The sequence below is a fragment of the Pseudooceanicola sp. NS-SX9 genome, from assembly GCF_057380705.1.
Map to the genome: position 1 here is coordinate 1,846,650 of NZ_CM170818.1, position 22,230 is coordinate 1,868,879.

At 66.4% G+C, this 22,230-nt stretch carries 16 protein-coding genes; 12 read left to right on the forward strand and 4 right to left on the reverse strand.

All coding sequences use genetic code 11. From position 1 onward, the window contains the following. The first annotated feature begins 45 nt into the window (after nt 1-45). Complete coding sequence (locus tag AC2ITM_RS08825; protein WP_486466282.1) at nt 46-2,454, forward strand: plasma-membrane proton-efflux P-type ATPase; 2,409 nt, start codon at nt 46-48, stop codon at nt 2,452-2,454. A gap of 57 nt (nt 2,455-2,511) precedes the next feature. Here AC2ITM_RS08825 and AC2ITM_RS08830 read toward each other — a convergent pair whose 3' ends face one another. Both AC2ITM_RS08830 and AC2ITM_RS08835 read right to left on the reverse strand, forming a co-directional pair. After that, entirely contained in the window at nt 2,512-2,796 is a 285-nt protein-coding gene (locus AC2ITM_RS08830) for a DUF1330 domain-containing protein (protein ID WP_486466283.1), read from the reverse strand. Next, complete coding sequence (locus tag AC2ITM_RS08835) at nt 2,793-3,485, reverse strand: GntR family transcriptional regulator (RefSeq protein ID WP_486466284.1); 693 nt, start codon at nt 3,483-3,485, stop codon at nt 2,793-2,795. The genes AC2ITM_RS08830 and AC2ITM_RS08835 overlap by 4 nt, the downstream gene beginning before the upstream one ends. A 100-nt stretch (nt 3,486-3,585) precedes the next feature. Here AC2ITM_RS08835 and AC2ITM_RS08840 point away from each other — a divergent pair, with 100 nt between their 5' ends. The 6 genes from AC2ITM_RS08840 (at nt 3,586) to AC2ITM_RS08865 (ending at nt 8,658) form a co-directional block, all read left to right on the forward strand. After that, on the forward strand, nt 3,586-4,188 hold the full coding sequence (locus AC2ITM_RS08840) for an amino acid synthesis family protein (RefSeq protein ID WP_486466285.1): 603 nt from the start codon (nt 3,586-3,588) through the stop codon (nt 4,186-4,188). After that, nucleotides 4,160-4,960 carry an alpha/beta fold hydrolase gene (locus tag AC2ITM_RS08845; RefSeq protein ID WP_486466286.1) on the forward strand — a complete coding sequence of 267 codons (801 nt, stop codon included), beginning with the start codon at nt 4,160-4,162 and terminating at the stop codon, nt 4,958-4,960. The genes AC2ITM_RS08840 and AC2ITM_RS08845 overlap by 29 nt, the downstream gene beginning before the upstream one ends. Nucleotides 4,961-5,010: 50 nt before the next feature. Beyond that, nucleotides 5,011-6,048, forward strand: coding sequence for an LLM class flavin-dependent oxidoreductase (locus tag AC2ITM_RS08850; RefSeq protein ID WP_486466287.1), 1,038 nt, complete (start codon nt 5,011-5,013; stop codon nt 6,046-6,048). 9 nt (nt 6,049-6,057) lie between these two features. After that, nucleotides 6,058-7,524, forward strand: coding sequence for an aldehyde dehydrogenase (locus AC2ITM_RS08855; protein ID WP_486466288.1), 1,467 nt, complete (start codon nt 6,058-6,060; stop codon nt 7,522-7,524). A 117-nt stretch (nt 7,525-7,641) separates the two neighbouring features. After that, nucleotides 7,642-8,277, forward strand: a complete 636-nt coding sequence (locus AC2ITM_RS08860) for a nucleoside/nucleotide kinase family protein (RefSeq protein WP_486466289.1) — start codon at nt 7,642-7,644, stop codon at nt 8,275-8,277. Between the two features lie 75 nt (nt 8,278-8,352). Continuing rightward, on the forward strand, nt 8,353-8,658 hold the full coding sequence (locus AC2ITM_RS08865; RefSeq protein ID WP_486466290.1) for an ATP-dependent Clp protease adaptor ClpS: 306 nt from the start codon (nt 8,353-8,355) through the stop codon (nt 8,656-8,658). Nucleotides 8,659-8,684: 26 nt separating this feature from the next. Here the strand turns inward: AC2ITM_RS08865 and AC2ITM_RS08870 are convergent, their stop codons facing one another. Further along, complete coding sequence (locus AC2ITM_RS08870) at nt 8,685-10,907, reverse strand: hybrid sensor histidine kinase/response regulator (protein ID WP_486466291.1); 2,223 nt, start codon at nt 10,905-10,907, stop codon at nt 8,685-8,687. A gap of 61 nt (nt 10,908-10,968) precedes the next feature. Then, the gene (locus AC2ITM_RS08875; RefSeq protein WP_486466292.1) at nt 10,969-11,451 is read right to left on the reverse strand and encodes a putative pterin-binding protein; all 483 of its coding nucleotides are present in this window, start codon (nt 11,449-11,451) and stop codon (nt 10,969-10,971) included. Between the two features lie 297 nt (nt 11,452-11,748). On the opposite strand from AC2ITM_RS08875, the gene AC2ITM_RS08880 reads away from it, so the two are divergent. From AC2ITM_RS08880 to AC2ITM_RS08900, 5 genes are all read left to right on the forward strand, one after another. After that, nucleotides 11,749-14,796: a methyl-accepting chemotaxis protein gene (locus tag AC2ITM_RS08880; protein WP_486466293.1), complete on the forward strand. Its 3,048-nt coding sequence runs from the start codon at nt 11,749-11,751 to the stop codon at nt 14,794-14,796. After that, nucleotides 14,796-15,869, forward strand: a complete 1,074-nt coding sequence (locus AC2ITM_RS08885; protein WP_486466294.1) for a protein-glutamate methylesterase/protein-glutamine glutaminase — start codon at nt 14,796-14,798, stop codon at nt 15,867-15,869. Before AC2ITM_RS08880 ends, AC2ITM_RS08885 begins: the two co-directional genes overlap by 1 nt. 161 nt (nt 15,870-16,030) lie before the next feature. Further along, nucleotides 16,031-16,414 (forward strand): chemotaxis protein CheD, encoded by a 384-nt coding sequence (locus tag AC2ITM_RS08890; protein ID WP_486466295.1) that lies wholly within the window; start codon nt 16,031-16,033, stop codon nt 16,412-16,414. Between the two features lie 1,807 nt (nt 16,415-18,221). Then, complete coding sequence (locus AC2ITM_RS08895; RefSeq protein ID WP_486466296.1) at nt 18,222-19,640, forward strand: TrkH family potassium uptake protein; 1,419 nt, start codon at nt 18,222-18,224, stop codon at nt 19,638-19,640. Nucleotides 19,641-20,261: 621 nt separating this feature from the next. After that, nucleotides 20,262-22,226 (forward strand): Hint domain-containing protein, encoded by a 1,965-nt coding sequence (locus tag AC2ITM_RS08900; RefSeq protein ID WP_486466297.1) that lies wholly within the window; start codon nt 20,262-20,264, stop codon nt 22,224-22,226. Nucleotides 22,227-22,230: the final 4 nt, after the last annotated feature.

Here is a 22,230-nt window from a genome sequence, read left to right on the forward strand (position 1 = left end):
AGGCGGGCAGGGCGACCTCTCTCTCAGGACCGGAAGGACCAGAAAATGACCCAGACAGAGCTTGCCGCCGATCCCGGGGCTGGCGGGGCGCCCGTTCCCGACACCGACATGACCAAGGGCCTGAGCGCCGACGAGGCCACCCGGCGGCTGGCCCAATACGGCCCCAATGCGCTGGATGAAAAGCACGAGACGCTGCTGGACCGGCTGAAGCATTTCTTCTGGGGGCCGATCCCCTGGATGATCGAGATCGCGGCAATCCTGTCGGCGATCCTGGGCGATTGGCCCGATTTCGCGATCATCCTGGCGATGCTGCTGATCAATGCCGCCGTCGACTGGTGGCAGGAACGCAAGGCGGGCGACGCGATTGCCTCGCTCAAGGCGCAGCTGGCGCTGACGGCGCGGGTGCTGCGCGATGGCAGTTGGCAGGACATTCCGGCCGCCGATCTGGTGCCCGGCGACGTGGTGCACCTGAAGCTGGGCGACATCACCCCCGCCGATGTGACGCTGGTGTCGGGCAGCTATCTGACGGCGGACGAATCGGCGCTGACCGGCGAATCCCTCCCGGCCGAGAAGAAACCCGGTGATACCGCCTATTCCGGCGCCACCATCCGCATGGGCGAGATGGGCGGTGTGGTCACCGCCACCGGCATGCAGACCTTTTTCGGCAAGACCGCCCGCATGGTCCAGTCGGCCGAGACGAAATCGCATTTCCAGAAGGCCGTGCTGGGCATCGGCAACTTCCTGATCTTGGTGACGCTGGGGCTGGTGGCGGTGATCCTGGTGACGGCGGCGCTGCGCGGCACGCCGTTCTGGGAAACCCTGCAATTCGCGCTGATCCTGACGGTGGCGGCGATCCCGGTGGCGCTGCCGACGGTGCTGTCGGTGACGCTGGCGGTTGGCGCTGAAAAGCTGGCGGGCCTCAAGGCCATCGTCTCTCGGCTGGTGGCGATCGAGGAGCTGGCGGGCGTCGACGTGGCCTGCGTCGACAAGACCGGCACGCTGACGATGAACCAGCTGACGCTGGCGGATCTGAAGCCCGAATCCGGCGTCACCCCCGACGATCTGCTGCGCGCCGCGCGCCTGTCGTGCAACGCCGAGGATCCCGATGCGATCGACAGCGCCATCCTTGCGGGCAGCAGCCCGGTTCAGGGCCAGCTGATCGACTTTACCCCCTTCGATCCGGTGTCGAAACGTGCCGCCTCGCGGATGCGCATCGACGGGGCCGAGATCGCCTTTTCCAAGGGCGCACCGCAGGTCATGCTGGATCTGTGCCAGCCCACCCCCGAGGACCGCGCCCGGATCGAGGCCGCCGTTGATGCGCTGGCTGCCGACGGCTACCGCGCGCTTGGTGCGGCGCAACAGCCCGAAGGGGGCGCCTGGCAGTTCCTGGGGCTGATCCCGATCTTCGACCCCCCGCGTGAGGATGCCGCCGAAACCATCGCCACGCTGCGCCGGATGGGTCTGGGCATCAAGATGATCACCGGCGATCACGAGGCCATCGCCCGCCAGATCGCCGGACGGCTGGGGCTGGGGGCCGATATCGGCTCGGCGGCGCGGATGTTCGACGGCAGCGATGCCCAGGTTGCCAGCCGCATCGACGGCGCCGATGGCGTCGCCCGCGTCCTGCCCGAGCACAAGTTCGCCATCGTCAAGGCGCTGCAGGGTAAGGGCCATATCGTCGCCATGACCGGCGACGGGGTGAACGATGCCCCGGCGCTGAAACAGGCCGATGCGGGGATCGCGGTCTCAGGCGCGACGGATGCGGCACGCGCGGCCGCCGATGTGGTGCTGACCGGCACCGGCCTGTCGGTGATCGCCGCCGCGGTCGAGGAAGCCCGCCGCATCTTCGAGCGGATGCTGTCCTACGCCACCTTCCGCATCTCGGAAACGATCCGGGTGCTGATCTTCACCACGCTTTCGATCCTGGTCTTCAACTTCTATCCCGTCACCGCGGTGATGATCGTGCTGCTGGCGCTGCTGAACGACTTCCCGATCATGATGATCGCCTATGACAACACCCGCGTCTCGGACCGGCCGGTGCGCTGGCGGATGAAGCGTGTGCTGACGCTGGCGACCTGCCTGGGGCTGACGGGGGTGCTGGAAACCTTCCTGCTGTTCTGGTTCGCCGATGCGGTGCTGAAGCTGCCGCGTGACACGATCCAGTCGATCATCTTCCTCAAGCTGCTGGTGGCGGGGCATTTCACCCTCTACATCACGCGCTCGCAGGGGTGGGTCTGGACGCGCCCCTGGCCGTCGCTGCGCCTCTTCGTGACGACGGAAACGACGCAGGTCCTGGGGACGCTCTTTGCCGTCTACGGCGTGCTGATCGCGCCCATCGGCTGGGGCTGGGCGCTGGCGGTCTGGGCCTATGCGCTGTGCTGGCTGGTGATCGAGAACATCGTCGCCCGCTTCGTGCGCCGCCTGCTGGATCGGTCCGAAGCACGCCAGGCCTGAGTTGACGCACCACATGAAGAAACGCCCCGAAGATCCTGTCTCTGGGGCGTTTTCCTGTCAGATACCTTCGACGATGCTGATATGGGCGATGCAGGCGCCGTCGCGGGCATCCCGGGCGGCGCGGTATTCGGGACTGTCGTAGCAGGCCCGCGCCTGGTCCATCGTGTCGAAGGCGATGACCACCTGGCGCTCATGGGCCGTGCCCTCGAATGTCTCCGAGGCGCCGCCGCGCGCCAGGAACCGGGCGCCGTATTTCGCGAAGGCGGCCGGGGCCTGGGCCATGTAGCCTGCATAGGCCTCGGGGTCGGTGACGGTGACATGGGCGATCCAGTAGGCGGTCATGCCGGGGGCTCCTGCTGCAACAGCCGTTCGGCAATGGCCGAGGCTTCGTCGATATGGGCGGCAACGGCCTGGGCTGCGGCCTCGGCATCATTGGCCAGGATCGCCTCGCAGATCGTCGTCATATGGGCAAAGCCTGACCGGTGCCGGTCGGTGGTGGCCAGCGTCATCGCCCGCAGCCGGCTGATCCGGCCATTGAGCCGCTGCACCACGTCCCAGGCGATGTCATGCCCCGCGGCATCGAAGATCGTCTTGTAAAAATCGCTCGAGGCCTGGGTCAGAACGCCGGGCGTCGGGTCGGCATAGGCGACCTCCAGCTGCATCAGCGCGGCGCGCAGCCGCAGCTTGACCGCCGGGTCAGCGCGCAGGGCGCAATCGCGCGCCGCATCCGATTCCAGCAACCGCCGGATCCGGTAGATCTGCTGTGCCTGGCCCAGGTCCAGCCGCGCCACGATCGGGCCACGGTTGGGCTGGATCTCGACCAGGCCCTCGGCCTCAAGGTAGCGCAGGGTTTCCCGGATCACCGTGCGCGAAACGCCCATCTGGTCGCACAGGCTGCGTTCCACCAGCCGGTCGCCGGATTTGAAATGCCCGTCGAGAATCGCCTTGCGCAGACGTGTCACCGCGATCTCTCGCAGGGTCTGGGGCGGCTGGTCGATCTTCAGGGAGAGGGGAGAGGTGCTGCTTTCCATGGCATCACGATAGCCTGTCCCCCCGTCGCTGCCAATTGCGAATTGACAGACGGTATTATGGCATACCAACATACAAGCATCACCAATGCGAGGGAGAGACATGCCCGCGATCATCCGCAAGACCCTGCTTCACAAGGAAACCACCTTTATCGAGGGTGGCCGCGCAGCGCCCGTCCCGCTGGAGCTGATCGCCGCCGTGGCGGTGGTCAAGAACCCCTGGTACGGCCTTGGTTTCGTTGAGGATCTGCGTCCCGGTATCGCCGATGTCGCACCCGGCCTGGGGGAGCTTCTGACTGGTATGATCATTGATGCCTGCGGCGGCGGCGACAAGGTCGAGGGCTATGGCAAGGCGGCCATCGTGGGTCTGGGCGGCGAGGTCGAACATGCCTCGGGGCTGATCCACACCCTGCGTTTCGGCAATCATTACCGCACTGCCGTTGGTGCAAAGTCCTACCTGTCGTTTTGCAACACCCGCGGCGGGGCCAATGCGCCGCTGCTGATCCCGCTGATGGACAAGAACGACGGCGGGCGGCGCTCGCATTACCTGACCATCCAGCTGGCGATCCCCGATGCTCCCGCCGATGACGAGATCGTCGTGGCGCTTGGTGCCTCGAATGCCGGCCGGCCGCATCACCGCATCGGCGACCGTTACCAGGACCTGAAGGAAATGGGCCATGACCTTGAGAACCCTGCGGCTGTCTGACGGCCTGGGCGCCGCGATCCGCGACGAGGGGCAGGGCGATCCGCTGCTGCTGATCCACGGCGTCGGTCTTCAGAAGGCGGCCTGGGATGCGCAGGTTGCGGCGCTGGCGCCGCACATGCGGGTCATCGCCGTCGACATGCCGGGCCACGGCGGCAGCGATCCGCTGCCCGAAGGCAGCCTGCTGCCCGATTTCGTCGCCTGGGCCGCCCGGGTGATCGAGGCCCTGGATTGCGGTCCGGTCAGCCTGGCGGGTCATTCGATGGGCGCCCTCATCGCTGCCGGCACCGCGATCGAACGCCCGGATCTGGTCGCCCGCCTGGCGGTGCTGAACGGCGTCTTCCGCCGCAGCGCTCCGGCGCGCGCCGCCGTGATCGCCCGGGCGGCCGAAATGGTCCAGGGGATCAAGGACGTGGACGGCCCGATTGCCCGCTGGTTCGATGCCTCGCCCACCGAACAGCTCAGCGCCGCGCGCGCCCGCGACTGGCTGACCGAGGTCAATCCCAAGGCCTATGCCACCGTCTACCGCGCCTTCGCCGAGGGCGATTCCCTCTATGCCGACCGCTGGCCGCAGCTGGGCTGCCCGGTGCTGGTGCTGACGGCGGATGGCGATCCGAACTCGACCCCCGAGATGGCCCGCGCCATGGCCGATGCCGCGCCGCGTGCCCAGCTGAAGATCGTCGAGGGCCATCGCCACATGGTCCCCATGACCGCCCCTGACGAAGTCAGCGCGGCCATCATGTGCTGGCACGGGCTGGATCTGGTCGCACGCTGACCGCCGGGGCCAGGCCCCGAACCACAGATCCCGTCCCAAGGACAAAGCCCATGAAATTCTCGCTTTTCATCCACCTTGAACGCCTGAACGCCGACCAGCCGCAACAGCAGCTTTACGAAGAATTCCTTGCCCTGTGCGAGATCGCCGACAGGGGCGGCATGCACGCCATCTGGGTGGGCGAGCATCACGGCATGAACTTTACCATCGCGCCGAACCCCTTCCTGCAACTGGTCGACCTGGCGCGGCGCACGCGGAACGTGCGGCTGGGCACCGGCACGGTTGTCGCCCCCTTCTGGCATCCGATCCGCCTGGCGGGCGAGGCCGCGATGACCGACATTCTGACCGATGGCCGGCTGGAACTGGGCATCGCCCGCGGCGCCTATTCCTTTGAATATGAACGCATGGTTCCGGGCATGGATGCCGTCACCGCCGGCGAGCGCCTGCGCGAGATGGTGCCCGCCATCCAGGCGCTGTGGAAGGGCGACTATGCCCATGACGGCAAGTACTGGCAGTTCCCCGCGACCACCTCGGCGCCGCAGCCGCGCCAACAGCCGGCGCCGCCGATCTGGATCGCCGCCCGTGAACCCGAGAGCCACGATTTCGCTGTCCGCAACGGCTGCAACGTGCAGGTGACGCCGCTGGCCGCGCCCGATGCCCAGGTCGACAAGCTGATGGGCAATTTCAACGCCGCCTGCGCCGCCAACCCGCAGGTGCCGCGCCCCAAGATCATGCTGCTGCGCCACACCTATGTCGCCGACAGCGCCGCCGACGCCGATCTGGGTGCCAGCGAAATCAACGTCTTCTACAATTACTTCGGGGCCTGGTTCAAAAACGAACGTCCCATCAGCCAGGGCCTGATCGCGCCCCTGAGCGATGCGGAAATCGCCGCCAACCCGATGTTCTCGGCCGAGGGGATGCGTAACAACTGCGTCGTTGGCCAGCCGCCCGAGGTGATCGACCGCCTGAAAGCCTACGAGGCGCAGGGCTTTGACGAATATTCCTTCTGGATCGACACCGGCATGAGTTTCGAGCGCAAGAAGGCCTCGCTTACCCGCTTCATCGAAGAGGTCATGCCCGCCTTCGCCTGAGAGGACCGAATGGAACAGTTCAACCACTATATCGACGGCGCCTTCGAGCCGGGCAGTGCCCGGTTCGACAGCACCGATCCCGCCACCGGTGCCGTCTGGGCCCGGATGCCCGAGGCCCGCCGCGACGACGTGAACCGCGCGGTCGAGGCCGCGGCGCGGGCGCTGAAGGCGCCGCAATGGCGCGGGCTGACGGCCTCGGCCCGCGGCAAGTTGCTGCTGAAACTGGCCGATCTGGTCGAACGCGATGCGCAGAAGCTTGCCCTGTACGAGACCCGCGACACCGGCAAGATCATCCGCGAAACCTCGGCCCAGATTGCCTATGTGGCGGAATATTATCGCTATTACGCGGGGCTGGCGGACAAGATCGAAGGCAGTTGCCTGCCCATCGACAAGCCCGACATGGAGGTCACGCTGCGCCGCGAACCGGTGGGCGTGGTGGCAGCGATCGTGCCCTGGAACAGCCAGCTGTTTCTCTCGGCGGTCAAGCTGGGCCCGGCGCTGGCGGCGGGCTGCACCGTGGTCCTGAAAGCCTCGGAGGAAGGCCCGGCGCCGCTTCTGGCCTTTGCGGAACTGGTGCACGAGGCGGGCTTTCCGCCGGGCGTGGTCAATGTGATCACAGGTTTCGGGGCAGAATGCGGCGCCGTCCTGACGACCCATCCCAAGGTCGCCCGCGTGGCCTTCACCGGCGGCCCGGAAACCGCCCGCCAGATCGTCCGCAACAGCGCCGAGAACCTGGCCGCGACCTCGCTGGAGCTGGGCGGAAAGTCACCCTTCATCGTCTTCGAGGATGCAGATCTGGACAGCGCCGCCAATGCCCAGGTGGCGGGGATCTTTGCCGCGACGGGGCAAAGCTGCACCGCCGGTTCGCGGCTGCTGGTCCATGCCAGCGTTGCCGATGAATTCGCCTGCCGCCTGCGTCAGAAGGCCGAGGCTATCGTCATCGGTTCCCCCGATGACATGGCAACCGAGGTGGGCCCCCTGTGCACCCTGCGCCAGCGCGACCGGATCCAGTCGGTGGTCGACGCATCCGTCGCGATGGGCGCACGCCTGCTGACCGGCGGCGCGGTTCCCGAAGGGCCGGGGCGCTACTATCCGCCGACGATCCTGGATTGCCGCCGGGCGCCCGGTGCGCCGGTCATCAGCCAGGAACTGTTCGGCCCCGTACTGGCCCTGCAGACCTTCGAGACCGAGGCCGAGGCGCTGGAGCTGGCCAATGCCACCGATTACGCCTTTGCCGCCGGGGTCTTCACCACCAACCTGACGCGTGCGCACCGGATGATGCGCGACCTGGATGCCGGGATCGTCTGGGTGAACACCTATCGCGCCGTCTCGCCCATCGCGCCCTTCGGCGGGGCCGGATTGTCGGGGCATGGCCGCGAAGGGGGGCTGGAGGCGGCGCTTGACTATACCCGGGTCAAGGCGGTCTGGCTGCGGCTGTCTGACGACCCGATCCCCGATCCCTTCGTCATGCGCTAACGGCGCGCGGGCCCGCAGCAGCATTGCAGGCCCGCCTGTCCCGCCTTGGTCCCCCGTATTGCGCTTGTATAACGCGGTGTTGCTATTAGGGTGACAGCGGGTGAACGGGGAAGACACATGGGTGATCTTGCAGTCGATACGGCCGCGGTGCTGACCTTGCTGGCCTCGGTGCCGCGTGGGGCGCGGCGGGTGATCCTGGCCATTGCGGGGCCGCCTGGGGCGGGCAAGTCCACTCTGGCCGAGGCCGTGGTCCAGGCGCTGGACACCGCCCAGCCGGGGCAGGCGGCGCTGTTGCCGATGGATGGCTTCCACCTGCCGAACACGGTTCTGAAGGACCGCGGCCTGAGCGCCGTGAAGGGCGCGCCGCAGACCTTCGATGCCGAAGGCTATCTGGCGCTGATCACCCGGGTGCGCGCCGATGACGGGCCGGTGTCCTACCCGACCTTCGACCGCGCCGCCGATTGCAGCCTGCCCGATGCGGGCCTGCTGGCCGCCACGACCCGCATCGTGGTGACCGAGGGCAACTACCTGCTGTCACGCGCCGCACCCTGGTGCAATCTGCGGCCGCTTTTCGATGCGGCGGTGCTGCTGTCACCGCCGATCGCGGTGCTGGAACAGCGCCTGGTACGGCGCTGGCTGGACCATGGGCTGGCGCCGGATGCGGCGCGGGCGCGGGCGCTTGGCAACGACATTCCGAATGCGCGTTACGTGCTGGACCAAAGCTGCGGCGCGGATCTGGTGCTGTCGCGCTGAGCGGCCCCGGGGGGGCTGGTCCGGGGCGCCCGCCTCTGTCATGCTGCCCCTGCACGCCCCAGCGGAGACCCGGAGATGGCAACCACCGTCCCCCGCCGCCAGACCGTGGTCCGCGCCCGGGCGGAGCGGCCGCGGCTCTACAAGGTGATCCTGCTCAACGACGATTTCACCCCGCGCGACTTTGTCGTGCGGGTCCTTGGGGTGGTCTTTCGGATGACCGAGGCCGAAGCGCTCGGGGTCATGCTGACCGCCCATCGTTGCGGGGCCTGCGTGGTGGCGCTTTTCACCCGCGAGGTGGCCGAGGAAAAATGCCTGCGGGCGAATGACGAGGGCCGCCGGGCAGGGCATCCGCTGTCCTTCATCACCGAACGCGACAGCTAGGGCCCATCGCCGCCGGGGGCGCGCGCTCAGCCATCCCGGCGCGCGCGCCGCCTGCCAACGCGGGGGCCCTGGGCGGCTTCGGCCAGAAGACGGCGCAGCACCTGGGCGCGGATCGGCTTGGCGATCACGTCATCCATGCCGGCCGCGCGCAGGCTGTCGGCGACCTCTCCACCGACATGGGCCGTCAGCGCCACGATCCGCGCCCGGGCCGAGGCGCCCTGTCCCGCCCGAATGGCCCGCGTGGCTTCAAAGCCATCCATCACCGGCATCGAGACATCCATCAGGATGATATCGTAGCGATGCGCCTCGCTGGCGGTGACCCCCAGGGCACCGTCTTCGGCCTCGGTCACGCGGTGGCCGTCCCGTTCCAGCATCCGGCGGGCGACGAAACGGTTGGTCGGATTGTCCTCGACCAGCAGGATATCCAGGGGGCGCAGGGGGGCCGGGGCGGTATCGGGGCCGGGCAGTCGCGTGGGGGCGCAGACCGCCAGCGGCAGGTCCAGTGTGAACAGGCTGCCCTCACCCGGCGTACTGTCGACCGAGATGCTGCCCCCCATTGCCAGCGCCAGCTGACGCGCGATGCCCAGGCCCAGGCCGGTTCCCTGGATCTGCCGGTGCACCGCCCCATCAAGGCGCACGAAATCGTCGAAAATGCGGCCGCGTTCCTCCTCGGTCATGCCGATCCCGGTGTCCCGAACCCGCAAGCTGACACGCGGCCCGTCGCGTTCGGCACTGACGGCCACTTCGCCGCCCTCGGTAAACTTCACGGCATTGGACACCAGGTTCAGCAGCACCTGACGCAAGCGCGTCGCGTCGCCCTCGACCCAGCCCAGCATCGGCGTGCCGGTCCGATGCAACCGGTTCCCGGACCGCAGCGCCCGCGGCAGTTCGCTGGTCAGGATGTCCTCGATCAGCGCGTCCAGATCGAAGGGGGCCCGATGGATCGTGACATCTCCGCCCTCGATCTGGGTGATGTCCAGCACGTCATTGACCAGCTGCAGCAGGGTTTCGGCAGAGTTGCGCACAACGCCCAGATAGGTGGTGCATTCGCGGCCCTCCGGTGCCTCCTGCACCAGATCTAGCGTGCCCAGGATGCCGTTCAGCGGGGTCCGCATCTCGTGGCTGATGACGGCAAGAAAGCGCGCCTTGGCCCGTTCGCCCGCCAGCGCCTGATCGCGCGATGCTTTCAGCTGCGCTTCGATCGCCACCTGATGGGAAATGTCGCGGATCACGCAAACCAGCACCGGACCGTCGTTGTCGGCCGCGGTCATCGATATCTCGATCGGAAAGCCGCCGCCCTGCTGACGCCGCCCGGTCAGCCGGTAGCCGGTGTGCGCGCCCTCTTCGCAGGCGGCGAAAAGCTCGGCCGCGCTGACCCTGACGGGCCCTTCGGGGGTGTCGCGGCGCAGATAGTCGCCCGAGGAAATGTCGCCGTGCTCGACCTCGCCAAAGCCGAACATCTGCTGGGCGGCCCGGTTGGCGCTGCGCAGGCAACCGCGCGGATCAAGCACGATGATTGCATCGCGCGAGGTGCGGAAGATGGTTTCCAGCCGCGCGGCGGCGGCCTGGCCTTCCTGCAGGCGGCGGCGCGCCACCAGCGCCAGCTGGCGGAACAGCACCACCATCGCGCCCAGCACCGTGATCAGCCCCGAAGTTGCCAGCGCCAGCCCCCGCAGCACCACGAAGACGCCTTCGCGCGCGGCGTCCGATTGCGCCACCATCAGCTGGTTGCCCACCGACAGGATCCGCCGCACGTCCTGACGGCTGCCCTCCAGGACCGTCTGGATCTCTGGCAACCGCTGCAGCAGTGCCGCATCGCCGCCGTCGATCAGCGGGATCATCGCATAGACCCGGTCGCGGATCTGGTCGAAATCGGCGGCGACCTTCGGGTCGTGCAGGGCGCTCAGATAGGCGCGGCCGCGCGACAGGGTCTCGAACCGGCTGTAAAGGATGTCGTAGCGGGTGCGCAGGTCGGTCAGATCCGGCAGACTGCCAGTGTCGCGCGACAGCGCCTCAGAGAGACGAGTGGCCTGGACTGCAGCCTCGAATTTCAGGAATTCGACCTCCAGCTGGCTGAGCGTCCATTGGATGTTGTCCTGCCGGGACGAGCCGAGTTCGGTCAGCTTCTCGCGCACGTCGGTCAGCATGTAAAGCACCACACCAAGGCACAGCGCCAGGATCAGCCCCAGCACCGTCAGCCGGACCACCCCGGTATCGAGGCCGCTCCGCCCCTCGGTCTGAAGGGTCATCTTCGCCATCCCCCCAGGGGGGCACCTGTGGGCCCGGCAGGGGGGAACCGGGGCATCTGTGCTACTCGGTCACCGACATCCGGTCGAGCTGCCAGATGGAGTTGGAATAGATCACCTCGGTTTGGAAATCTGGAGACGAATCATATGGATAGATCAGCCAGAGAGGACCCTTCTGACGCAGGCTCATGGCGGCGCCGTTGCGTTCATAGGCCAGTACGGCCCCATCGGGCCGGAAGCTGGAGACGGGGATGGTGATGGTATAGTCATTGGCCGCTGTCAGGTGCAGATCGCCATGGGTGATGCCGAGATGCGCCAGCAGGTCGGTCATCCGGACGCCGCGGAAATGTTGCAGGCCCTCGGTCCAGATGGTGGTGGTGTCGACTTCGGTCGCGGGCAGGGCGGCCAGCCCGGCCTGGTCGAACACGACCTGCCCGGTGTCCAGCGTCACGCTCAGCAGCGGCGCATCGGCAGCGGCGGGCAGGGCGGTCAGTGTCAGGCTCGCGCCCAGCAACAGCGCGGCGAGGGTCTTTCCTGGTCGGATCATCGGAGCCTCTTGCAGATCGGGAACACCGGGAGGCGGCATGCGGGCCACGGCCCTGCCTCTCTCCCCGTGCTAACGATGAGTCCTTAATGTTCCCTCTAGCCGCACCGGATCGTCCCGATTGCCGCAAATTGCGCATATTCCGGGGCCTGCGATGCGCCGTGCCAGAGCACGATTAAACCAATCTTCACGGCTGGGCTTCCATACCTCTGTCGGGCCGTGGTGCCGGGGATCCCGGGCGGCGGTCCCGTCCCGACGCCGTCGCGCGGAACCCTTTCGAGGCAATCACAAGGACAAAAGATGGGCCTTTCCCGGATTCGCATCGCCTTCAGGCTCCCGGTCGCCTTCCTGCTGATCGTGGCCATTTCGCTTGGTATCCTTGCGGCGGTGTCCTACCGCTCGGCCAAGGCCACGCTGATGGTCTCCGGGCAGGAGGAACTGTCGGGGGTCGCGGCGGAACGCGTCGAAACCCTGCAAGCCTGGGCCGCAGGTGTGCAGACAGATATCCTGATGCAGGCGCGCAGCCCGCTGCTGGCGAATGCGCTGAAATCCTTCTCTGCCGCCTGGGACACGCTGGGGCCCACCGCCGCTGGCGATCTGCGCAGGCTCTACATCGAGCGCGCGGGCCTTGCGCCCTTCCAGCGCCAGGAGCTGGAGGATGCCGGGGACGGATCGGTCTATTCCAGGGTTCATGCACGGTTCCACGATCATTTCCGCTCCCTCATGCGGCGGGGCGACTACCGTGACATCTACCTTTTCGATGCCAACGGCCGTATCGTCTATTCGGTGGCCAAGCAGGACGATTTTGCCCAAAGCGTCGATGCGCCCACGGGCGGGGCCTTCTTTGCCGGGGTGCATCAAGACCTGCAATCCGCCAAGCCCGGCACGGCGCGCTTCATCGATTTCGCCGAATATGGCCTGGCCGGCGAACCCTCTGCCTTCCTGATGGCCCCCGTGACGGGGCCGGATGGCAAGATCATGGGGGCCATCGCCTTCAGGATCAGCATCGCCACGATCACCGCCAAGGTGGGACATGTCGGGGGGCTTGGTCCTTCGGGGCAGGTCTTCGTGATCGGCACCGATGGCAAGGCCCGCTCTGAGACGCATGGCTGGAAGGGGGGGGCCATCGCGGCCGACTCACCCCTGGCACCGGCCCTGGCCGGGCAGTCAGGATTGACCTCCGACGACCTGATCGAAAGCGATCTGACCGACGAGATGACGGCTTTTGCCCCAGCCAAGATCTTCGGCAGCACCTGGATCGTCATCGTCTCCGAGAAGATGGATGAACTTCTGGCCGCAGTCGCGAGCTTCAGCCAGATGATGATGATCTATGGGGCCATCACCCTTGCCGTGTCGGGCGCGGTCGGGCTGTTGATCGCCCTTGGCGTCAGCCTGCCGCTGCGCGACATTTCCCGCAGTATCGAGAACGTCCGTCAAGAGGTCTATGACGTCGATGTGCCCCATGTCGGGCGCCGGGACGAGATCGGCGATATCGGACGCTCGATCGAGGCGTTGCGGGCGCGGCTGTCGGATGCCCAGGCGCTGACCCATGAAATGGCCTTCAAGAGCGCGGCCCTTGAATCGACCTCGGCGGCGCTGATGATCACTGATGACGATTTCACCATCACCTACGTGAACGAGGCCGTGCGGCAGATGATGCGCACCCAGCTGACCGAGTTCCGAAAGATTGCCCAGACCTTCGATCCCGAAAAGCTGATCGGGGTGAACATGGACATCTTCCATGCCAAGCCCGCCCAAATCCGCGCGCTGGTGGAGCAGCCGGGAAAGCTGCCGTTCCGCACCGATATCCGTGTCGGCAATGCCCGTGTCCAGATCGAACTGAACGCGGTCTATGGCGCCGACGGCAATTTTGCCGGGCTGGTGGTGGAATGGATCGACGTCACCGAGGAACGCCGCAAGACCGCCGTTCTGTCGGCCATCGAAAAGGGCCAGATCCTGGCGGAATGCGACATGACCGGCCGCCTCGTGCGCACGAACGACAATTTCCTGGCGTTGACCGGGCGTAGCCGCGATGGGCTGTTCAGTCTCGATCTGCCGGATTTGCTGCATTTCCAGGGGGAATTGCCTTCGGGCGAGGGGGTGCTGGATATCCTGCGGCGTGGCGAAGCCCTGCAGGGGCGCTTCCTGATCCCGCGCAGCCAAGGGGACGAGGCCATCATCGAAGGTGGGCTTTACCCGGTCTTCGACCGCCGCGGGGATACGACCGGGGTGACGATGATCGGCTCTGACGTCACGGCGGCACAGGCCGAACTGCGCGCCGCCGAGGCCCGTCAGCAGGCCATGCAGGAGGCGCAGCGCGGTGTCGTCGAGGCGCTGAGCGTCGGCATGCGGGACATTTCCCGTGGGGATCTGACCTCGCGGCTGAACCGTCCCTTCGCGCCGGAATACGAACAACTGCGCAGTGACTTCAACGAGGCATTGGAGAACCTGACCCAGGCGATGCGCAACGTCGCCAGCCAGACCAGTGCCATGCATCATGAAACCTCGGAAATCGTGAAGGCCGCGGACGAGATGTCTCTGCGGACCGAACGCCAGGCAATGACCCTGCAGGAGACAGCCTCGTCGCTGGACGAGCTGACGACCAACATTACCCAGACCGCAAACGGAGCCGCGCGGGCCAACGAAGTGGTGAGCGAGGCGCGCAGCCGGGCCGAAGAAAGCGGCGGTGTGGTGGATGAAGCCGAAAAGGCGATGGCCGAGATTGCGGCCTCATCCCAAGAAATCGTCAAGGTTATCAGCGTGATCGACGACATTTCGTTCCAGACCAACCTGCTGGCGCTGAACGCGGGGGTCGAGGCGGCGCGGGCGGGCGAGGCGGGCCGCGGCTTTGCCGTCGTCGCCACCGAGGTGCGCGCCCTGGCGCAGCGCTGTGCCAATGCGGCAGCCGAGATCAACCAGCTTATCAGCGTCTCGGGGCAGCATGTTTCGCGCGGGGTCGAGCTTGTGGGTGTCACCGGCGAGACGCTGAAGAAGATCGTCGGTTCGATCTCGGAGATCTCGGATTACATCGCCGAGATTGCCCAGGCCGGGAAGGAACAGTCGGTGGGCCTGGCGCAGGTGAACTCGGCCGTGAACCAGATCGATCATGTCACCCAGCAGAATGCCGCGATGTTCGAGGAAACGACCTCTGCCAGCCATGCGCTGGCGCAACGCGCCAACAGCCTGTCCGAGACCATTGGCCACTTCCGCGTCGGCAGTGATGCTGTGTCCGAACCCCGGGCACCGCGCAAGCCCACCGCACCACGTCGTGCGCCGGTCAGCCGCGGCAACCTCGCCACTGCGCCGGACCCGCAGGTGCCTGAGGCCTCGGGCTGGGAAGACTTCTGATGACGATCACCCTGGAACATGACGGGGCCCGGCAGGCGGTTCGCGTGCTGATCGTGGATGATCAGCACAGCGTACAGAACCTGCTGCGTTATTCGCTGAACAAGGTCGAAGGGATCGAGGTTGTCGGTGTCGCGGATGATCCCTACATGGCCCGGGACATGATCAAGAAGCTCGCGCCGGATGTGCTGACGCTGGATGTCGAGATGCCGCGGATGAACGGGCTGGATTTTCTGGAACGGCTGATGCGCTTGCGGCCGATGCCGGTGGTCATGTTCTCATCGATCACCACATCGGGCAGCGAGGCGGCGATACGGGCCCTGTCGCTGGGGGCGGTCGATGTGCTGCCAAAGCCTTTGGGCGGCATCAACGAGGACCTGCTGGGGCAGCTTGCACGTCGGGTGCGGGCGGCCGCCCGGTTCCGCCGAAATTCCCGTGAAGCGGCGCTGCTGCCGGTGGCGTCCACGCCGGGCAAGGCTGCCACGCTGAAGCGCTGGAATGGCCATGCGGTGCTGATCGGCGCCTCGACCGGAGGGGTTGCCGCGGTCGAGACGGTGCTTCGCGCGATGCCGCCGGATTGTCCACCGATCGTCATTGCGCAGCACATGCCCGCCAGTTTTCTGGTCAGCTTTGCCCGTCGGTTGAACGATATCCTGCCGCAGACGGTGCAGTTGGCGACCGACGGGCTGGAGCTTTTGCAGGGCCACATCTACCTGTCGCCGGGCGGCGAAGTGCACACCGGTATCCGTCGCGCCGGGCGCCGCTATGAGACAGCGGAAATTTCCGCGCCGAAACGCAATGGTCATATTCCATCGGTAGATGAATTGTTCATCTCGGCGCGTGATTGCGCCGAGACGGTGACGGCCGTGCTGCTGACCGGTATCGGCAAGGACGGTGCGGAAGGCATGCGCGAGATCAAGCGCAGGGGGGCCCATTGTATTGCTCAGGACGAGGCCACAAGCGTCGTCTACGGCATGCCGCGGGCGGCGGCAGAACTGGGGATCCTGGATGCGCAGCTGCCTCTGGGCGACATCGCGCAGGCGATCTGCGCCAGCTGTGAAACAGGACGGGGCTGAAAACGGAGAGCGATGTGAGACGGGCGACGGGCCGAGGGCCCAACATCAACATTACACAGGACGAGTTCGCCGTGTCGGACATGCATGATGGCGTGATCACGACGATCCTGGGGTCTTGCGTTGCGACCTGTATCTGGGATCCGGTCCGTAAGGCGGGGGGCATGAATCATATTCTGGTGGCGCGCTCGCACACGGCGCTCGGGGTGAACGACTATGCCGGGACCAACGCGATGGAGCTTTTGATCAACGGGCTGGTGCGGATCGGCGCAGAGCGCAGCCGCCTGAATGCCAAGGTCTTTGGCGGGGCGGCGATGATCAACGGCCTGTCAGACATCGGCCATGCCAATACCACCTTCGTTCTGGAATTCCTGGAGCGGGAGGGCATTCCGGTTCTGGGCAAGAGCATCGGTGGCGGGGCAGCTCGTCAGATCCGCTTTTTCCCGGCCGAAGGTCGGGCCATGCAGCGCACCGTCGCGGCGCCGCCGGATCTGGAGACCAAGCCCAAGCCCGTTCACGAAGAGCGCAATGGCGTGGAACTGTTCTGAGGTGCCTTGTCCGCGAGACCTCTGTGCCGGGGGGGCGATCCACTGCGGGATCAGCGCCAGTTGGGGATGTTGTGCGTCGCCCGTTGGTCCCGGCATGCGCCTTGCTACCTGAGGGTGAGAAGGAAAGAAGGGAAGCACAGCAGAGGGCGGCGATGTCAGGTGGGATGCGGGGCATCAGAACCAGGGTGCGGGGATCTGCTGCGGAAATGTCCCGGCCATTCCATCGCTCGGCCCCCATTCAGCCGGCGCCTGGCGGAAGCCGTCCGGAGAGGTGACAGGAAAGAGCGGCCTGTGTCATGAGGATAAGAGGAAAGGATTGCAACAGGAGGTTCCAGAGCGACGGTGGAAGGGCGACATTTGGAACCGGGGATGATCCGGGGAGGCCCGGATAAAAGGGGGCGGGTTCTTCGCGCAGCATGCAAAGTGAAGGCGCCCCGTGCGTCGCAGATCTCCGGCGGGTGTTTTCAGTTCGGCTGATGTCCCTCCATTTCCCCGAGCATCCTTGTGCAGGGTTTACGGCACTGTCGGCCGGCCGCGCAGAGCCGGGTGCACGTCAGGCCCAATCAGCACATCTGGCCATCGGCCATCGGCAGGACCATTCCTTAACCGGCGCGGCAATGCGCAGAATGGACGGGGGCGCCGAAGATTGGCGGATCAGGGCCGGAAGATCTGGGAAACCGGGCTGTGCGGCAGACATCCTTGGGCGGATCAGGGAACAGTCGGGCTGTAGATGCCGATGCGGCGCCTTTGGCAGGACGCCGCCCTCAGTTCACCATCTGGTCGGGGTCCTCCACGCGGCCAGAGCCTGTTCGCCTCTGGGTGGTGACCTTACGTACGCCCCCAAGAAGGATGAGTGTCCCGTGCGTCGTCAACGATCCGATGCACCGCCGTCTGACAGGAGGGTTGGCATACTGTCTCATGACGACCGATTTGCCCCTGCCGGTTGCCTGGCCTCTCGGGACATTGGAACGCAAGGGCCCGCCCGACGTCATTGACCTCTCTGGCGCGCGAAGCGGAAAGACAATGCACAGGTCCACGGCGATCGGGGCTTTCAGGGCGCATGCTGGGATTGGCCGGTGTTCCGTCCCGCGCTGGATCCCGAGCCCAATGGGCACTGAGGCGGGATTGGCGCTGGCGCCCCGGACCGCTTCCCCAGGGTGCCGAAATGGGGGCGAAACATCTCTCTCCCGCAAAAACGTCCAAGGGGATGCGTGCACCCATACGGACCCTCTTTTCCCTGGCCAGGCGCACGGGTGACGCGGTGCCGGATTTCAAGATCAGACAGAGCCGGACCTCAGAGAGGCTGGGGCCGGGTGGACCTGCGCCGTCACCTCTTGCAGACCAGACACGTAAGGTTGTGACAGGTCCGGCAGGTCTCTGGCGAACCAGGGCGCCACATGTTCCGCCGTGCGGGCCAGGTGACCGGCCTGCCGCCCGGCGGGGAGCGGACCCGCGCAGGTGTGACAGGGGCGCTGGCCACCAGGATCGGCAACCCCATTCCGGCACGGAAACGGGCCAGCGTCTGACCCCGGCCCCGTGGACAGGACGGGGGCCGGAGGCTCTGGCCATGGAAGATGACGCGAGGCTTCAACAGGATGTGATTGCGCGTCGCGCAGCCTTTGGGCAGGGGGCGCAGGCCGAGCTGTCCCGTTCCCCCCCCCGTGGTGCCCTGAAAATCCGGCAGATCGCGGCTGGTAGGGGCATGCGGATGCTGCTGCCTGACATCCCGGGCGGCCTGTACGCTTGACCATCGACTCTGGCCGATCCCGGCCCTTATATCGGACCAAGTTCAAAAGAGGACGTCCGGTTGAGTTTCGTCGTTCATGTCATCGGTCTGCTGATCGCCCTCTTCGGAGGGCTGATGTTCGCGGATGCGGCCATCTTTCCCGACACTGCCCGGATCTTTCTGACCGGGGGCGTCCTTGTCGTGCTGGTGGGGGCGTCCCTGGCGCTGTCGACCTCGGCCCGCCTGCACGAGCTGAACCGCCTGCACGCCTTTCTGCTGACTGCCGGTATGTGGATTGCCGCGGCCACCGCGGGGGCGGTGCCGCTGTGGCTGTGGAAGCTCTCGGCGGCAGATGCCTTTTTCGAGGCCATGTCGGGCATCACCACCACGGGGTCGACCGTGATGACCGGGCTCGATCATACGGCGCACGGCATCCTGTTCTGGCGGGCGCTGCTGCAATGGATCGGCGGCATCGGCTTTGTGGTCACCGGCCTTGCGCTGCTGCCCATCCTGCGCGTCGGCGGCATGCAGCTGTTCCGCACCGAAAGCAGTGAGCTGGGCGAGAAGGAAATGACCAGCACCGCGCGTTTTGCCATGGCCAGCTTTCAGGTCTATACCGCGCTGACGCTGCTGTGCACCGCCACCTTCCTGGCCGGTGGCATGACCTTTTTCGAGGCGATCTGCCATGCCATGGCGACGCTGTCGACGGGGGGCTATTCGACCTCGGACAGCTCTTTCGGGCATTTCCAGAGCGGCTTTCTGCAATGGTCCGGCACGCTTTTCATGCTGGCGGGATCGCTGCCCTTCGCCTGGTACATCCGCATCCTGCGCCGTCGGGATTTTGCCAACGAACAGGTCAAGATGCTGGTCCTCAGCCTGGCGGTCGCGATCGGCCTGATCACCGCCTGGCGCGTCTGGAGCGCCGGAACCCCGATCCTTGAAACCCTGCGCCTGGTCGCCTTCAACGTCGTTTCGGTGGTCTCGACCACGGGCTTTGCCACCACCGACTATACGACCTGGGGCGCGCCTGCGGTTGTGGCCTTCTTCCTGCTGACGGTGGTGGGTGGCTGCACGGGCTCGACCTCGGGCGGGGCCAAGGTGATGCGCTGGATCATCATGGCGCGGGCGATGAAGATGAAGCTGCGGATGATCCGCGACCCGCATGGCGTCTTCTCGTTGCGCTACGAGGGGCGGGCGGTCGAACCCGACGTGCTGAGCGGTGTCATCAGCTTCTTCGTGCTTTATGCGGCCACGGTCTTTGCCCTCGCGGTGATGCTGGCCTTCCACGGCATGGACATGGAGACCGCGGTCAGCGGCGCGCTGACGGCCGTGGCCAATGTGGGGCCGGGGATCGGCACCCATATCGGCCCCTCCAGCACCTTTGCCGATGTGCCCGATGCCGTGAAATGGGAGCTTTCCTTCGGCATGTATGCCGGCCGGCTGGAAATGATGACGGTCTTCGTGCTGTTCACCCGCGGCTACTGGCGCGCCCTTGCCTGAGGTCACGGCGATTCGCCTGTCCCGGCCAATGGGTTTCGTCCGGCAGGGGGCGGCCATGCAGCGCACGCAACAGCTGCCGCATTCCCGCCACGAACTCTGCGACCAAGGGCGTAGAGACCGGGCGCGCATGGTGGAAATCGTGCGAAATGGTTAATTGTGCCGGAGAGCGAAACCCAAATCTTCATGGTTAGGTAAGATTTGGGACGCTCACCGGAAATGGCCCCCCGTTCCGCCCGGCCTTAACCATTTCCCCGGAAACAATACCCCCGGAGAAACCGCCAAATTTCTCGAAAAACCTCGGTATTTCGACCCGGGGGGCGGGGCTCGTACCTTGGTCTTGTCTTGTCCGGTGGGGCGATCGGGTTAGAACCATCCTGACCCGACTGGGGGGTCAACGGGGCCGTTGGGGCGGCCCGAACACTGTCAGGCATCCGGTGATGCGCGGGAGGTGATCCCGCAGGCCGGCACGGATTTCGTGCCGGCGCGATGGGCAGCTTGCTTCGGTGCGCCGGATGTCTTCCGTCGCGCCGCGGGCAGGCTTTGTCCTTCGTCAGGTCACGGGAGGCCCGGCCAAGGGCAAGGGTGCGGAGCGGCGGGCTCCGGCAGGAAGGGATGAAGACGATGACGACGAACCACCATGACAGCGATTGCGGCACCACCACGACCCCGGCGGCTGATGGCTATGTCGAGGGGACCTCGGGCGCCGATCTGATCACCACGGCCTATACCGGCGATCCGCAGGGCGACCGGATTGACGCCAATGACGCGATCCTTCCGGGCGAGGCCGGCAATGACGACATCGTGCTGGCGGGCGCGGGCGATGACACGGTGCTGGCGGGCGCGGGCCAGGACGACATCTATGGCGGTTCGGGCGATGACCTGCTGGAAGGCCAGTCGGGCGATGACCGGATCTTGGGCGAAAGCGGCAACGACACCCTGTCGGGCGGCCTTGGCGACGACACGCTGGCGGGTGGCTCGGGCGACGACGTGATCTATGGCGACACCGGCGGCACCGCGACCACCGCGCGCGAGACGTTCAGCTGGGACAAGCTGGCCGATCCCGATTGCAACGGCGGCGCCATCGACAACGGCGACCGGATCTCGGGGGTGCAGGTGCAGGACACCGGCCAGGTCACTGTGACGATGACCAGCCAGACCAACCACGGCACCCCCTCGACCTATTATACCGACACCCATCAGGACGTTGCCGGGATCGAGGGCGATGCCTCGGGCGTCGACAGCACCTCCGGCATGGCCTCCGTCGTCGACAGCGCCGGCGAAAGCGCCACCTACAGCTTTGATTTCTCGCAATCCGTTGGCGATGTGTCCTTCCGCATCAACGATATCGACTATGGCTCCAAGGTCGAGATCCACGCCTATGACGCCGATGGCAATGAGGTTCCGGTCAGCGTTGAGTCCGGCTGCCTGGTGCAGGCCCAGGACCTGGACGGCACCGCCGGGACCGAGACCCTGACCAGCGGCACCGCCTGGTACGGCAGCACGCCGACCGATGGCAACTATTCCGCCCTGATCAGCATCGACGGCCCGGTCACGCGGCTGGAAATCACCCATGTGCAGACCGGCCCGACCGCCGGAGGCATCACCCTGACCGACATTTCCTACGAACCGGTCGCGGATGCCGCGGCGCTGACGGCGACGACGGCGGCGGATGGCAATGACGTGATCTCGGGCGGGGCCGGGCGCGACACGATCTATGGCGAGGGCGGCAATGACCTGATCGCGGGCGGCGCCGGGGCCGACCTGATCTATGGCGGCGCCGACCGCGACACGATCCAGGGCGCCAGCATCGGCGACGTGATCAACGGCGGATCCTCGGGCGACGACTGGGACGTGCTGAACCTGGAGGGGTCCGCCCCGGAGGGCGGCCATCTCGAGGTCGTCCGCGACAGCGACAACCCCGAGGACGGCACGATCTATTTCTACGCCGCCGACAACAGCCTGACCGGCACCGCCTGCTTCGAGGACATCGAGGTCATCGTGCCCTGCTTCACCCCCGGCACCCTGATCGCCACGCCGCGCGGCGAGATGCGGGTCGAGGATCTGAAGGACGGCGACCGGGTGATCACCCGCGACAACGGCATCCAGCCGCTGGCCTGGATCGGCACCCGGCATCTTTCGGCGGCGGAACTGGCCGCGCATCCCCATCTGTCGCCGGTTCTGATCCGCCGCGGCGCCCTGGGCCATGGCCTGCCGGAACGCGACATGATGGTCAGCCCGAACCACCGGATGCTGATCAGCAACGACCGCACCGCCCTCTATTTCGAGGAACGAGAGGTCCTGGTCGCCGCCAAGCACCTGGTCGGCATGGAGGGGATCGAGCGCGCCGAGGTCGACGAGGTGACCTATATCCACTTCATGTTCGCCGATCACGAGGTGGTCCTGTCGAACGGCGCCTGGTCGGAAAGCTTCCAGCCGGGGCACCAGACCTTGGGCAGCCTCGATGCCGATCAGCGGGCCGAGATCCTGACGCTGTTCCCCAGCCTGAAGACCCCGGCCGGCCAACAGGCCTATCCGGCCGCCCGCCGCACCCTGCGCCGCCACGAAGCGCAGCTTCTGGTGGTCTGAGATC